Here is a 14444-nt window from a genome sequence, read left to right as displayed (position 1 = left end):
GCGGAGCCGTCAGCGGCGTGCCGCGGGGGCCACCGGCCCGCCGTTGCGGGCGGCGAAGAACTGGTCGACCGCCTTGGCGACGGAATCCGCCGTGCGGTCGCGCCAGATGGCGGAGGTCAGCATCTCGACGTCGCGGCGGCTGGTGACGAAGCCGAGCTCGACCAGCACCGAGGGAATGTCGTGGGCGCGCAGCACCTGGAAGCCGGCCGAGCGCAGCGGCAGGCGGTGCATGCGCGTCACCTGGCGCATCTCGCCGGCGAGCGTGCGGGCGAAATTGGCCGAGTAGATGCGCGTCTCGCGGCGTGTGAGGTCGATGAGGATGTCGGCGATCTCCGAGGGTTCGTCGGAGAGGTCGAGGCCGGCAATGGCGTCGGCCTTGTTCTCGCGCTCGGCGAGGCGCTCGGAATCGGCGTCGGAAGCGCGGTCGGAGAGGGTATAGACAGTGACGCCGCGGGCGTTCTCGTTGGCGCCGCTGATGGAATCGGCGTGGACCGAGATGAAGAGCTGGGCGCGGGCCTCGCGCGCCACCCGCACCCGGTCGGCGAGCGGAATGAAGATGTCGCGGTCGCGGGTCATCACCACCCGGTAGCGTCCGCCGGCGGCGAGCTTGTCGCGCAGCACCTTGGCGAAGTCGAGGACGATCATCTTCTCCTCGTCGCCCGTGGAGGGGGCGGTGGCGCCGGGGTCGATGCCGCCGTGGCCGGGATCGATGACGACGACCGGCGGCCCGCTGCCCTCCTCGGCGCGCGGCGACAGGCGCGGCCCCAGCGTCTCGCGGTCGCCGCGGCGGGCGATGTTGCTGACGGCCCTGTCGGCGAGGGCGCGGCGGAAGCCGTCGGCGTCGGTGCGCACGAGGTCGAGATGGAGGCGCGGCGGGCGCCCCTCCTCGCCCTCGATGGTGAGCGCCCGCTCGACGACGGCGGGGCCGGTCAGCTCGACGACGATGCGCGACTTGCCCGGGGCGAAGAGGCCGAAGCGGAAGGTCTTGACCAGGCCGCGGCGCTCAGCGGCGGGCGGGGCGATGTGGAAGTTCACCTCGTCGAGGTCGATGATGACGCGGTAGGGGTCGGCCAGGGCGAAGGCGCGCATCTCGACGGCGCGGGTGAGGTCGAAGGTGAGGCGCGTGCGGGGCCCGTCGACGGAGAGGTGCGCCGCCGCGACGACGGCCGGCAGCGCGCTGCGGGCGCCGTCCGAGGATGCCGGCTGCGCTCGGCCAGCTCCCGAGACGGCGCCGGTCGTCTGCGCATGGGCAGCCGTGGCGAGGGTGATCGCGGCCAGCAACAGGACGGAGAGGCGGCGAGCGACCATGATCCCCCGAGAATCGCGGCGGTGACGGCACGACGGCCGCCAGCCTGCGATAGCTCATAGGGCGGGCGCGGTTAACTCCCCGTTAAGCAAGCCGACGGTTTCCCGGCGGCGCCGTTGCGCGGCGGCAACGGGCGCTCAGGTGTCGCGGGCGCGGGTCTTCTCGACGAGATCCCGGTAGGCCGGCGTGCCGATGCCGACCTGGCCCCAGATCGGCCGCCGCCGCCCGCCGGGTGCGAGAAGGTCATATTGCTCGTCGGCGGCCCAGAGCGCGACGATCTGGCGGGGGAAGAGGTGGCCGTCTGGATCGAAGGCGGCGGCGCTCCCGCCCTCGGCCGCGGCCAGGGCGCGAAACAGGTCGGCGGCGGGGGTGTCGGCACAGTCGAGCCCGAGCAGGACGGCACGGTGGACCGCCGGCAGCGGCGCGATACCGATGAAGCGGACGCGGCCGGCCTCGTCATAGTCGACCTGGACCGTGTCCTCGGCGAAGGAATCGGATTCGGCATGGGTCTCGCCGGCGGCGAGGCCGGCCGAGGTGGCGGCGGCACGCAGCGCCTGCCGGGCCGCACCGAGCTTGAGCGGCCCGAGGCCGTCATGGGGAACGAGTTGCAGCGTGATCATGAACGCCCCTGCCGGAAGTGTCCGCCCTGCATCCCCGCCCATTGCGGCGGCGGCGTGACCTTCCCTTAAGCGGCACCCCTTCGCATAGGTCACGACTGTGGGAAATGGGCAACAGCAGGGAGCCGACGGCGCCCGAAACCGCGCCTTCTCGCGGCTTCGTGATTGCGGCTTTTTCGCGAACAGGTCACGTCTAGCATCCGGGTTAACCACGACTCAGCGCAGGGCAACGCAGTGATGCAGAACGACTTCGAGAGTGCCGCGTCCCCGTCCACCGCTACCGTCGGCGAGCCGCTGCGGCTGTCGCGACGGTTATTCGTGCTGGCCGCTCCCGCCATCCTCACCACGGCCTGCACGACGGCCGGTGGCGGCTCGGGCTCCTACGGCACCGTCACCGAAGGGCGCGTGACGCTCCCGGCCATGGACACCTCGGGCGTCAATCCGCGCTGGCTGCGCCAGACGGTGGCCTATAGCGGCAGCGAGGCTCCCGGCACCGTCGTGGTGCGGCCCTCCGAGCGCCATCTTTATTTCGTTACCGGCCGCGGCACCGCCATCCGCTACGGCGTCGGCGTCGGCCGCCAGGGTGCGCTCTGGCACGGCCGGGCGGTCATCGGGCGCAAGGGCTCCTGGCCGAACTGGACGCCGACGGCGAACATGATCCGCTACGACCCCCGCAACGCCCGCTATGCCGGCGGCATGCCCGGCGGCATCAACAATCCGCTCGGCGCCCGCGCCCTCTACCTGCATCGCGGCGGCCGGGACACGATGTACCGCCTGCACGGCACCAACGTGCCCTCCTCCATCGGCACGGCGGTTTCGTCAGGCTGCATCCGCCTCTTCAACCACGACATCATCGACCTGCACGACCGCGTGCGCATCGGCACACCGGTCGTCGTGCTGGCCGGCTGACGCGACAGGGAAGGCCGGCGGGCGGGGGCTGCGCGCCCCCTCCCCCCTTATCCGGCTTGCCAATCGGCCCCTCGCGCCGTTACAACCCCTCCAGCATGGTTCGTGAGCCCGAGGGTGGCGAGTCGCGACTGGCGCCGGTGAACAGATCCGGCTCCGCGGCTTCCCCGTCCGACACGCGCTCCGTTCAGGTTTCTCCCGGAGCCCAGACGACCGTGCCCCTGCGCCGCATCTGTCTTGCGGCACGTCACGTTCACGGGTGTACGGCATGCCGGCATCGACGGTTATCGGGTCAGGACGAACGAGCGGTTCCACCGCTTTCGCTCGCCGCCCCGTCGTCTGCCTTCCGTCCGGCCCTACCCCCTTCCTTTCCACAGCATTGACGGCCGTGCGCCGGCGCCATGTCGGCGCCGCCCCGGCATTTCTCGCCGAGCGGGGCCCTGTCGGGCCGGCGCGAGCGGCCGTCCCAACACACAAGAGTTCATCCGATGGCCAACAAGATGCTCATCGATGCCGCCCACCCGGAAGAAACCCGGGTCGTGGTGGTCCGTGGTAATCGCGTCGAGGAATTCGATTTCGAGAGCCAGTCCCGCAAGCAGCTGCGCGGCAATATCTATCTCGCCAAGGTGACACGGGTCGAACCGTCGCTGCAGGCGGCCTTCATCGAATATGGCGGCAACCGCCATGGCTTTCTCGCCTTCTCCGAGATCCACCCCGACTATTACCAGATTCCGGTCGCCGACCGCGAGGCGCTGCTCGCCGACGAGGCGCGCCAACACCGCGAGGAAGACGACGAGGACAACGGCCGCGGCCGGCGTTCCGAGCGGCCGGGCAAGGGCGGCAACGGCCGCCGTCGCCGCCGCAACGAGCGTCGTCCCCGCAACGAGGCCGCCGAGGCGAAGACCTCGGAGAGCGTGACCGGCGAGGCCGAGCTCGAGGCCGATACCGAAACCGGGATCGAGGCCGGCGCTCCCGAGACGACGGCCGAGGCCGCGGGCGAGGCCCCGGCCGCCGAGGCCGCCGCCATGGCCGAAGCCTCGGACGCCGTGGAGGCCGCTCCGGCCGAGATCCGTGACACCGCTTCCACCGACGATGCGGCCGACGGCGAGGCCGCCGGAAGCGACGACGACGAGGACGAGGACGACGGTGAGGACGAGGACGGCAACGGCGACGAGGAGAACGGCGAGGGTCCGCGCGAGGAGGACCAGGTCGAATCCGTCGGCGCGGGCGACGCCTACGAGGACATGCCGGACCGCACCTTCCGGCCGCGCAAGCAGTACAAGATCCAGGAAGTGATCAAGCGCCGGCAGGTCATGCTGGTGCAGGTCGTCAAGGAGGAGCGCGGCAACAAGGGCGCGGCGCTGACCACCTATCTCTCGCTCGCCGGCCGCTATTCGGTGCTGATGCCCAACACGGCGCGCGGCGGCGGCATTTCCCGCAAGATCACCAATGCGGTCGACCGCAAGCGGCTGAAGGCCATCGCCGGCGACCTCGAGGTTCCGGACGGCATGGGCGTGATCCTGCGCACGGCCGGCGCCAACCGCACCAAGACCGAGGTGAAGCGCGACTTCGAATATCTCCTGCGCATGTGGGAGACGGTGCGCGAGACCACCCTCAAGTCGCACGCCCCGACGCTGGTCTACGAAGAGGGCTCGCTGATCAAGCGCTCCATCCGCGACCTCTACAACAAGGACATCGACGAGGTCCTGGTCGCCGGCGAGGAGGGCTACAAGGAGGCCAAGGACTTCATGCGCATGCTCATGCCGAGCCATGCGAAGAACGTGAAGCCCTATCGCGAGCCGCAGCCGCTCTTCGCCCGTTCGGGCGTCGAGGCGCAGCTCGACGCGATGTTCTCCAACACGGTGCAGCTCAAGTCCGGCGGCTACATCGTCATCAATCCGACGGAAGCGCTGGTCGCCATCGACGTGAACTCCGGGCGCTCGACCCGCGAGCACAACATCGAGGACACGGCGCTCCGCACCAACCTCGAGGCGGCCGACGAGGTCGCCCGCCAGCTGCGTCTGCGCGATCTCGCGGGCCTCATCGTCGTCGACTTCATCGACATGGACGAGGGCCGCAACAACCGCGCCGTCGAAAAGCGCATGAAGGATGCGCTGAAGAACGACCGGGCGCGCATCCAGGTCGGCCGCATCTCGCATTTCGGCCTGCTCGAGATGAGCCGCCAGCGCATCCGCACCGGCGTGCTCGAAAGCTCGACCGAGACCTGCCCGACCTGCGGCGGCCTCGGCCATGTGCGCTCCGTCTCCTCGGTGGCGCTGCATCTGCTGCGCTCGGTCGAGGAGCAGCTGCTGCGCGCGGCGACGCACAACGTGATCGTGCGCACGCGCACGGCGGTGGCGCTCTACGTGCTCAACAACAAGCGCGCCCACCTGCACGAGCTGGAAACGCGCTTCCGGGTGAGCGTCGACATCAGCGCCGACGAGACCATCACCGGCCAGCACATGTTCGCCATCGAGAAGGGCGCCCAGGTGCACACGCCGGAGACCGCCTACAAGCCGCCGGCCGCCCTGCCCGTCCCCGTCGAGCCCGAAGACCTCGTCGAGGAGGAGTTCGAGGAGGACGAGGAGATCGTCGAAGCGGAAGCCGAAGCCGGCGAGGGCCGCGAGCGTTCGCGCTCCGGCGAACCGGGCGAGGCCGAGAGCGAGGAGAGCAGCGAGCGTCGCCGCAAGCGCCGCCGCCGTCGCCGTCGCGGCCGCAACGGCGAGCGCGAGGACGGTGAGCGCGGCGGCCAGTTCGCCGACGACGAGACCTCGGCCCAGGGCGAGGACGCCGAGGGCGAGGACGACGAGGACGCCGCCGTGACCGCCGAGGGCGAGGCCGGCTCCGACGAGGCGGGCGAGGCCGAGCGCCGCCGCCGCCGCCGCGGCCGCCGTGGCGGACGCCGTTCGCGCCATGAGGGTGAGGCCGGCAACGGCAGCGCCGAGGCCATGGACGCCGCCGAGGAGGCGCCGCCCGCGGGCGACGATCCCTTCCCCGTGCCGGCCGAGGCGGAAGCCGCCGGCGAGATCGAAGCAGGACGTGGACCGCGCCATGCGGGTCGCCGCGGACGCACCCCGCGTGCGGTCGCGATTACCGAGGACGGTGCCGAGCCGGCGCCGGCCGCAGCGCCGAGCGAGCCGGAGGCCGCCGCGGCCGAACCGCCGCCGCGCCGTCGCCGCACGCCACCGGCGGAGCCCATCGTGGTGGACGCGCCTGCCCCCGCCACCGTCGCCGCCCCCGCCCCCGAGCCGGAGCCCGCCCCCGTGGCGGAACCGGTGAAGCGGCGCAGGACGCCCGACCCCGAGCCGGTGGACACGATCCAGCCGGCGGCCGCCTCCGCCCGGCGGGCCGGATGGTGGAACCGCAAAGGCGCCGAGTAAGGCTGCCCGGCAAACACTGGAACGAGGCGACGGCCGGGGTGACCCGGCCGTTTCCTTTTGTCCGGGCCGATTCGGCGGCGCCCGCGATTCGCCTGCGATTCGAAAGGCCTGGCCGGGGCGACACGACGTAGCGGAAGGCGGGCTCCGGCGGTTCCGGCCGGCGAACGAAGCGGCAACCGCGACCGCGGCCTGTCACGCAATTGCCACATGACGGCATGGTGGCCCTGGGGATGAAGGGGCGACTTATCCCTTGCATCGGCGGGAATCGGCGGGGCGCCTCCGGGCCGGCCAGAATCCGCTTGCCGAATCTCCCCGCGATTTCCGAGACTTGCTTCGGGTCGAGCGCGCTCCCTAGAAAATCTCCCTCATCCACACCATATTTAGGGGCTCGTTTACCGGTGCCCACTATATCTTGACGTCGTCAGTGCCTGCCGCATAGGTTGCCAACGGTTCGGCGGATCGTTTCCAGTCCCTGCCGGGCCTTCCCCAGACGGTTTTGAGAGCGGCCGGCGCGCTGACGCGTTGGAGCTTGAAAAGTGTCTCCGCAACCGATGGCCGGTGCCGCACCCGCGGACCACCACCAGCGGCGGGCGGAGCGACGGCGGGGCCGTGCGACAGGCACGGGAGAGACTTCAACGAGCCGGTCCCCGCTCCCTGTGGAGAGCGGGAACAAGCCGGCCGAGGCGACAGACGGGACCCGGATAACCCGGGTGGGGCAGGTCCGGCTCGCTGGACCCAATGACGGCGCGGGAGCACACTCCCGGCCTGAGACGAGGATCGACAGATGCGCATCGACAGGCGTTACACCACGGCCGGACAGTCGCCCTATCAGGGGATCGCCTTCCGCAAGGCGACGTCGGAAATCCGCAATCCGGACGGCTCCATCGTCTTCCGCCTGGAGGGCATCGAGGTGCCGGAGGCGTGGAGCCAGGTGGCCGCCGACATCCTCGCGCAGAAGTATTTCCGCAAGGCCGGCGTTCCCGCGCGCCTGAAGAAGGTCGAGGAGAATTCCGTTCCCTCGTGGCTGTGGCGCTCGGCGCCGGACGAGAAGGCGCTGAAGGAGCTGCCCGAGAAGGAGCGCTGGGTGGGTGAGACCACCTCGCAGCAGGTCTTCGACCGCCTCGCCGGCACCTGGACCTACTGGGGCTGGAAGGGCGGCTATTTCGACCAGGAGGCCGACGCCCAGGCCTTCTTCGACGAGTTGCGCTTCATGCTGGCTCGCCAGATGGTGGCGCCGAACTCGCCGCAGTGGTTCAACACCGGCCTGCACTGGGCCTATGGCATCGACGGCCCCGGCCAGGGCCACTATTACGTCGACTTCGAGACCGGCAAGCTGACCAAGTCCAAGTCGGCCTACGAGCACCCGCAGCCGCATGCTTGCTTCATCCAGTCGGTCGCCGACGACCTCGTCAACGAGGGCGGCATCATGGACCTGTGGGTGCGCGAGGCGCGCCTGTTCAAATACGGCTCGGGCACTGGCTCCAACTTCTCCTACCTGCGCGGCGAGGGCGAGAAGCTCGCCGGCGGCGGCCGCTCCTCCGGCCTGATGAGCTTCCTGAAGATCGGCGACCGCGCCGCCGGTGCCATCAAGTCGGGCGGCACGACGCGCCGCGCCGCCAAGATGGTGGTGGTCGACGCCGACCATCCGGACATTGAGGCCTATATCGACTGGAAGGTCATCGAGGAGCAGAAGGTCGCCTCGCTGGTGACCGGCTCGAAGATCGTCGCCAAGCACCTGAAGGCCATCATGAAGGCCTGCCTCAACTGCGAGGGCGCGAATGGCGAGAAGCTGGACGCCTGCTTCGACCCGAACCAGAACCCGGCGCTGAAGCGCGAGGTGAAGGCGGCGCGCAAGTCCATGGTGCCCGACAACTACATCAAGCGGGTCATCCAGTTCGCCCGCCAGGGCTACAAGGACATCGAGTTCCCGACCTACGACACGGACTGGGACTCCGACGCCTACCTGACGGTGGCCGGCCAGAACTCCAACAACTCCGTCTCGCTGAAGGACGACTTCCTGCAGGCGGTGGAGACCGACGGCGACTGGAACCTCACCGCCCGCATCTCCGGCAAGGTGATGAAGACGCTGAAGGCCCGCGACCTCTGGGAGAAGATCGGCCACGCCGCCTGGGCTTCCGCCGATCCGGGCCTGCACTTCAACACGACCATGAACGACTGGCACACCTGTCCGGCGGCCGGCCCGATCCGCGCGTCGAACCCGTGCTCGGAGTACATGTTCCTCGACGACACGGCGTGCAACCTCGCCTCGGCGAACCTGCTGCAGTTCTATGATCCGAAGGCCAAGCGCTTCGACATCGAGGGGTACGAGCACCTCTGCCGCCTGTGGACGGTCGTGCTCGAGATCTCCGTGCTGATGGCGCAGTTCCCCTCGCGCCAGATCGCCGAGCTCTCCTACGAGTACCGCACCCTCGGCCTCGGCTACGCCAATATCGGCGGCCTGCTCATGACCATGGGTATCCCCTACGACTCCGACGAGGGCCGTTCGCTCGCCGGCGTGCTGACCGCCGTCATGACCGGCGTCTCCTACAAGACCTCGGCGGAGATGGCGGGCGAACTCGGGCCCTTCCCCGGCTACGCCCCGAACCGCGAGCACATGCTGCGCGTCATCCGCAACCATCGCCGCGCCGCCCACGGGGAGACCTCGGGCTACGAGGCGCTGTCGGTGAACCCGGTCGCCCTCGACCATGCCAACTGCCCGGTGCCGGGCCTCGTCGCCCACGCTACCCGCGCCTGGGACGAGGCGCTCGCCCTCGGCGAAAAGAACGGCTACCGCAACGCCCAGGTCTCGGTCATCGCGCCCACCGGCACGATCGGCCTGGTCATGGACTGCGACACGACCGGCATCGAGCCCGACTTCGCGCTGGTGAAGTTCAAGAAGCTGGCCGGCGGCGGCTACTTCAAGATCATCAACCAGGCGGTGCCGGAGGCGCTGCGCACCCTCGGCTATCGCGAGAGCGAGATCGCCGAGATGGAGGCCTATGCGGTCGGCCACGGCTCGCTCGCCCAGGCCCCGGCCATCAACGCCTCGACCCTGCGCGCCAAGGGCTTCACCGACGAGGCCCTGGCCAAGGTCGAGGCGCAGCTGAAGACCGCCTTCGACATCAAGTTCGTGTTCAACAAGTGGACGCTCGGCGAGGACTTCGTGGTGAAGACCCTCGGCATTCCGGCCGAGGAGGTGAACGCCCCCGGTTTCGAGCTGCTGGCCCGCATCGGCTTCTCCAAGAAGGACATCGAGGCGGCCAACGAGCACGTCTGCGGCGCCATGACGCTGGAAGGCGCGCCCTACCTCAAGGCCGAGCACTATGCGGTGTTCGACTGCGCCAATCCCTGCGGCCGCAAGGGCAAGCGCTACCTCTCGGTGGAGAGCCACATCCGCATGATGGCGGCGGCGCAGCCCTTCATCTCCGGGGCCATCTCCAAGACCATCAACATGCCGAACGAGGCCACCGTCGACGACTGCAAGAGCGCCTACATGCTCTCGTGGAAGCTGGCGCTGAAGGCCAACGCCCTCTACCGCGACGGCTCCAAGCTCTCCCAGCCGCTGAACTCGCAGCTCATCGAGGACGACGAGGACGAGGACGGCGTCGAGGAGTTCATGGAGAAGCCGCAGGCGGCCCGCGCCGCGGCGCTGGCCGAGCGCATCGTCGAGAAGGTGGTGGAGCGCGTCCAGGTGATCCGCGAGCGCGAGAAGCTCCCGGACCGCCGCAAGGGCTACACCCAGAAGGCCGTCGTCGGCGGTCACAAGGTCTACCTGCGTACCGGCGAATATGACGACGGCCGCATCGGCGAGATCTTCATCGACATGCACAAGGAGGGCGCGGCGCTGCGCTCGCTCCTCAACAACTTCGCCATCGCCATCTCGCTGGGCCTCCAGTACGGCGTGCCGCTCGACGAATATGTCGAGGCCTTCACCTTCACCCGCTTCGAGCCCGCGGGCCCGGTGCAGGGCAACGACACGATCAAATACGCCACCTCGATCCTCGACTACGTGTTCCGCGAGCTCGCCGTGAGCTATCTCGGCCGCTCGGACCTCGGCCATGTCGATCCCGGCGAGAGCCGCTACGACGCGCTCGGCACCGGGGCCTCGGAAGGAGTCGCCAAGGCGGTGCTGTCGAAGGGTCTCGTGCGCGGCAAGACCGACAAGTTCACCGTGGTGGCCGGCCAGAGCGGCCAGCCGACCCCGGGCTCGCTGTCGAGCGACGGCCGCTCGGGCACGGTGGTGACCATGGCCCGCGGCCCCGCCACCATCGGCGCCACGGCGCTGAAGGAGGAGGTGGCCGCCGCCGTCTCCCCCACCCTCAACACCCTCTTCGACGAGGCGGAGGCGGCACCCGAGGCCAAGTCCGTTTCGTCGGAGCGCTCGACCGCCGACCGGCGGGCGGAGGCCAAGCTGCGCGGCTATGTGGGCGACGCCTGCCCCGAATGCTCGAACTTCACGCTGGTGCGCAACGGCACCTGTCTGAAGTGCGACACGTGCGGCTCGACGACGGGGTGCAGCTGAACGCCCTGTGGCGTGTGTGAACCGGAACACGGTTCGTGCTCGCGACCTGGACGTGGCGGCTCGTCGACGGCGGAAGCCCTCGGCGTCCGCTTCGTCGCTTCGTCCGAGCACGAGCAGATCGTGTGCCGCCGGGCGCTGCCGACGGCCGTACGGCCAGAGCACCTCGTGCGGTTCGCCGAAGCCCGACCCGTTGCGGTTCCGCCGGCGCCTCATCCGTGAGGCGCCACTCCGGTCTCCCGAGCGCGCTCGCCGGGCGACGGGCGACCTGCCCTATTTCATCTGGATCGTCCTGGGGGTCTTGCCCAGGATTCTCGCACCCGTCTCGGTGATGCAGATGGATTCGCTGATGCCGATGGTGAAGACGCCATAGTCGCGCAGCGCCGGCACGACATGGAAGCACATGCCGGGTTCCAGCGGGATGTCGACCGTGTCGTGGAGGCTTGCCACCTGCCACTCGCCCCAGTCCGGCGCAAACGAAATGCCGAGGCTGTAGCCCGTGCGCTTGCGGTAGCGCTCGGTCATGCCGGCGGCATCGATGATCCTCTGCGCGGCGATGTGGGGCGCGGCGCAGGTGGCCCCGGGCCTGGCGGCGCCGATGGCGGCGTCGAGAGCGGCCAGCACCACCTTTTCCAGTTCGCGGGCGAGCGCTGGCGGCTCGCCGACCCAGGCCGTTCGCATCAGGCCCGAGTGATAGCGGTCGTAGCAGCCGGACATTTCCATGAACACGCCGTCACCCGCTTCGAGTTTCCGCCGGCGCCAGGTGGCGTGCGGCACGCCCGATCGCGGCCCCGAGGACACGAGCGGCTCCATGCCCATATACTCGGCGCCGCCCTTGATCGCCGCGTGCATCATCTCGGCGACGATGTCGTTCTCGCTGACGCCCTCGCGCACCGCCGCGATGCCGGCCTGGATACCGAGATCGGCCTGCCGCACGGACTGCTCGATCTTGGCGATCTCCGCCGCGGACTTCACGCGCCGCATGGCTTCGACGATGCCGGTCGCGTCCTCGATGCGGGGCAACACGGCGGCCAGCGCCTCGTAGAACGCGATCGGCAGGAACCAGCCGCCCTTCTCGATGCCGATGCGCTTGCCGGTGAGGCCGCGCTTGGCGAGGGCATCGACCACCAGTTCGGCCGGCCGCTGGCCGTCGCCATAGGCCTCGTATTCGGGGAGGTAGGTGTTGCGCAGGAAGTTCGTCACCTCGAGCTGGCGCAGCAGGAAGACCGGCTCGCCCTCGGCCGGCAGAACCAGGCACTGGAAGGTGTAGTAGCCGGGCGTCTGCTGCCCCGTGAGATAGAAGATGTTCTCCGGACCGGTGAACACCGCAGCGTCCAGGCCGCGGGCCGCAAGGCCGTTGCGGGCGGCAGCGAGGCGCGCCTCGAACTCGGCGGCGGGAAATGCCGCCTCGATGCCCCGCGCGAGGCCTGAAGTCGCAGTGCTGTTGGTCATGACGTGTGGTCCCAGTGAAGGTCGCAATCGGGCGGATGGGGATGGGAGGCGAGCCCGAGGCCGGGCCCGGCGGGCAGCCGCAGAACGCCGTCCGCATAGACGAGCGCGGGCTCGGCGGGTTCGTCGGCGAGCTGATCGGCGCCATAGAGTTCGCGCAGCGGCGCCGCGAGGGCGATCGCGGCATGGGCGGCGGCCAGCGTCGAGGGCGCGCCCTCGTTCATCTGCCCGATCATGATGCCGACGCCCGCTGCCTGCAGCAGGCGGGCCGCGCTCATCATCCGGTCGAGGCCGCCGAGCTTGGCGAGCTTGAGATGCGCGAGCTGCGCGGCGCCCGTCTCCGCCAGCCGCTCGATGGCCTCATAGGAGGACAGGGCTTCGTCGAGCATGATGGGGACAGGCGTCGCGCGCGCCAGACGCACCGTGCCCGCCCAGTCGGACGCGGCCAACGGCTGCTCGACGTATTCGACGCCGAGCCTTGCCAGACCCTCGAGCCGGCCCGGCGCGGAGGCTTCGTCCCAGGTCCCGTTGGCATCGACCGACAGGCGGGCTGCGGGCCCGATCTCGCTCCGCAACAGGGCGAGTCTGCGCAGATCGTCGGCAAAGTCCGCAATGCCGATCCGCAGCTTCAGCTGGAGGAAGCCCCGCTCCGCATAGGCCCGGGCGCGGGCAACGAGGCTGTCATCGTCCTGCCAGAACAGCGTCTGGTTGGTGTCCGACGTCAGGGGGGCCGGTGCGACCCCGCCTCCCAGCGAGGCCGCCAGGGTCCTGCCCTCAGCGCGCGCACGGCCATCGGCCGCCGCCATTTCGAACAGCATGCGTACGGGGGCGGGCAGGCCGGGAAAGCGCTCGTCGATCTGGTCCGGCCAGTCGGCGGGCGGACCCGACCAGTCCAGCTTGGAGGCCACGGCGAGGATCGCCGCTTTCAGCTCGGCGGCGGGAATGCCGCTGAGATACGCGATGTTGAGGCGCGTCGCGCCGATTGCCGCAAGGGCGCCGTCCTCCTCGACGATGAGGCGAAGCTCGTCGAGCCGGGGAACCGACCCGGATGACGCCGTGTGCAGCACCAGCCCGCCGGCATAGCCGAGCGACAGGCCGATGATCCGGATGCGGCGGCTCATGACCGTGGCAACATGGCGAGCGCGATGTCGCGATAGATGAGGGCCGCGGCCTCCAGCTCGGCGCGCGGGACATATTCGTCGGGCTTGTGGGCGACCGCGAGATCGCCGGGGCCCAGCACGACACCCTGCGCGCCCACCTCGCGGAAATGGACGAAGTCGCAGGCGCCCTGGAAACCGATGGGACGGGCATCGCCCACGCCGTGGCGCTCGCCGGCCGCGCTCGCCGCCAGCACGATCGGATGGTCGGCCGGGGTATCGGCAGCCCCGCCGGTGGTCGGCTTCAGCTCGACGATGCGCGCGGCGATGCCGTCCTCGTCGCCGGCGGCCTGAAGCATGGCCTCGATCTCGGCCACCGCAGCCGCTTCGGTCTCGCCGGGGATAAGCCGCCGGTCGAGCAGCAGGTCGCAGGCGTCGGGCACGACATTGTCGGCGACCCCGGCGTTCGCCCGGGTGACGGTCAGGCTCGGCGAGCCGATCAGCGGATGCACCTTCGCCTTCAGCGCCGCATGGGCGGCGGCAATCCTCGGCAGCAGCCGGCCGGCTTCGAAAATGGCGTTCAGCCCGAGATCGGGCGTTCCGGAATGGGCGGTGCGGCCGCCGACGCGGACCAGCGGCCTCAGGCTGCCCTTGTGCGCGATGATCGGCGCATTGCCGCTCGGCTCGCCCACGACGACATAGTCGATCGGGGGCTTGGTCGCGGCATAGCGGCGTGCGCCGCGGGACGAGGCTTCCTCGTCGGCGACGAAGACCGCCATCAGCGTGCCGGACCACCGGCTGCGGCCGGCGGCCAGCATGTCCACGGCCTCGAGCATGGCGGCGAGCGGGCCCTTGGCGTCGCAGGCGCCGCGTCCGTGCAGCCTGTCGCCGACGGCCGTCAGTCGCATGGGATCGGTGGTCCAGCCGGCGCCGACCGGCACGACGTCCATATGGGTGTTGAAGGCGAAGCAGGGGCCGGGCCCGTTCTCGAGGGTCGCCACCACATTGGCCCTGCCCTCGTCGAAGCCGTCGATCTCGACGGCTAAGCCGAGCGCACGCAGCTCCGCCGCCACCCAGTCGGCGCAGGCCGCCTCCCGCGCGCCCGGGGGGTTCTGCGTGTCGAACCCGACCAGCCTTTCGAGCCTTGCGATCAGGCGCTCTGCAGTCATC

The 14444-nt window shown here is 70.1% G+C and carries 8 protein-coding genes; 3 read left to right on the top strand and 5 right to left on the bottom strand.

Annotated elements, in window-relative coordinates:
- Positions 1–9: 9 nt before the first annotated feature.
- Positions 10–1308: an N-acetylmuramoyl-L-alanine amidase gene (locus C6569_RS04570; RefSeq protein ID WP_106747724.1), complete on the bottom strand. Its 1299-nt coding sequence runs from the start codon at positions 1306–1308 to the stop codon at positions 10–12.
- A 135-nt stretch (positions 1309–1443) separates the two neighbouring features.
- A complete protein-coding gene (locus C6569_RS04565) occupies positions 1444–1926 on the bottom strand; it encodes a hypothetical protein (protein ID WP_106747723.1) in 483 nt (160 codons plus the stop codon).
- Positions 1927–2160: 234 nt separating this feature from the next.
- Here C6569_RS04565 and C6569_RS04560 point away from each other — a divergent pair, with 234 nt between their 5' ends.
- The 3 genes from C6569_RS04560 (at position 2161) to C6569_RS04550 (ending at position 10731) form a co-directional block, all read left to right on the top strand.
- Positions 2161–2832, top strand: coding sequence for a L,D-transpeptidase (locus tag C6569_RS04560; RefSeq protein WP_106747722.1), 672 nt, complete (start codon positions 2161–2163; stop codon positions 2830–2832).
- 485 nt (positions 2833–3317) lie between these two features.
- Positions 3318–6209 (top strand): Rne/Rng family ribonuclease, encoded by a 2892-nt coding sequence (locus C6569_RS04555; RefSeq protein ID WP_106747721.1) that lies wholly within the window; start codon positions 3318–3320, stop codon positions 6207–6209.
- A gap of 784 nt (positions 6210–6993) precedes the next feature.
- Positions 6994–10731, top strand: coding sequence for a vitamin B12-dependent ribonucleotide reductase (locus tag C6569_RS04550; RefSeq protein ID WP_106747720.1), 3738 nt, complete (start codon positions 6994–6996; stop codon positions 10729–10731).
- 270 nt (positions 10732–11001) lie between these two features.
- Here C6569_RS04550 and C6569_RS04545 read toward each other — a convergent pair whose 3' ends face one another.
- The 3 genes from C6569_RS04545 to C6569_RS04535 are packed head-to-tail and all read right to left on the bottom strand — an operon-like array spanning position 11002 to position 14443.
- Positions 11002–12180, bottom strand: a complete 1179-nt coding sequence (locus tag C6569_RS04545) for a M24 family metallopeptidase (protein ID WP_106747719.1) — start codon at positions 12178–12180, stop codon at positions 11002–11004.
- A complete protein-coding gene (locus C6569_RS04540) occupies positions 12177–13298 on the bottom strand; it encodes a mandelate racemase/muconate lactonizing enzyme family protein (RefSeq protein ID WP_106747718.1) in 1122 nt (373 codons plus the stop codon). Before C6569_RS04540 ends, C6569_RS04545 begins: the two co-directional genes overlap by 4 nt.
- On the bottom strand, positions 13295–14443 hold the full coding sequence (locus C6569_RS04535; protein WP_106747717.1) for a M20 family metallopeptidase: 1149 nt from the start codon (positions 14441–14443) through the stop codon (positions 13295–13297). The genes C6569_RS04540 and C6569_RS04535 overlap by 4 nt, the downstream gene beginning before the upstream one ends.
- Position 14444 lies beyond the last annotated feature (1 nt).

It is taken from the genome of Phreatobacter cathodiphilus (assembly GCF_003008515.1).
Classification (GTDB): Bacteria; Pseudomonadota; Alphaproteobacteria; order Rhizobiales; family Phreatobacteraceae; genus Phreatobacter; species Phreatobacter cathodiphilus.
Note: the sequence above shows the minus strand (reverse complement) of the source record. Positions and strands in the feature narration are given on the sequence as shown.

Bases quoted from the DNA above. Each gene is read 5' to 3' on its own strand.
- C6569_RS04570 (WP_106747724.1), bottom strand. From the start codon at position 1,308: ATGGTCGCTCGCCGCCTCTCCGTCCTGTTGCTGGCCGCGATCACCCTC.
- C6569_RS04565 (WP_106747723.1), bottom strand. From the start codon at position 1,926: ATGATCACGCTGCAACTCGTTCCCCATGACGGCCTCGGGCCGCTCAAG.
- C6569_RS04560 (WP_106747722.1), top strand. From the start codon at position 2,161: ATGCAGAACGACTTCGAGAGTGCCGCGTCCCCGTCCACCGCTACCGTC.
- C6569_RS04555 (WP_106747721.1), top strand. From the start codon at position 3,318: ATGGCCAACAAGATGCTCATCGATGCCGCCCACCCGGAAGAAACCCGG.
- C6569_RS04550 (WP_106747720.1), top strand. From the start codon at position 6,994: ATGCGCATCGACAGGCGTTACACCACGGCCGGACAGTCGCCCTATCAG.
- C6569_RS04545 (WP_106747719.1), bottom strand. From the start codon at position 12,180: ATGACCAACAGCACTGCGACTTCAGGCCTCGCGCGGGGCATCGAGGCG.
- C6569_RS04540 (WP_106747718.1), bottom strand. From the start codon at position 13,298: ATGAGCCGCCGCATCCGGATCATCGGCCTGTCGCTCGGCTATGCCGGC.
- C6569_RS04535 (WP_106747717.1), bottom strand. From the start codon at position 14,443: ATGACTGCAGAGCGCCTGATCGCAAGGCTCGAAAGGCTGGTCGGGTTC.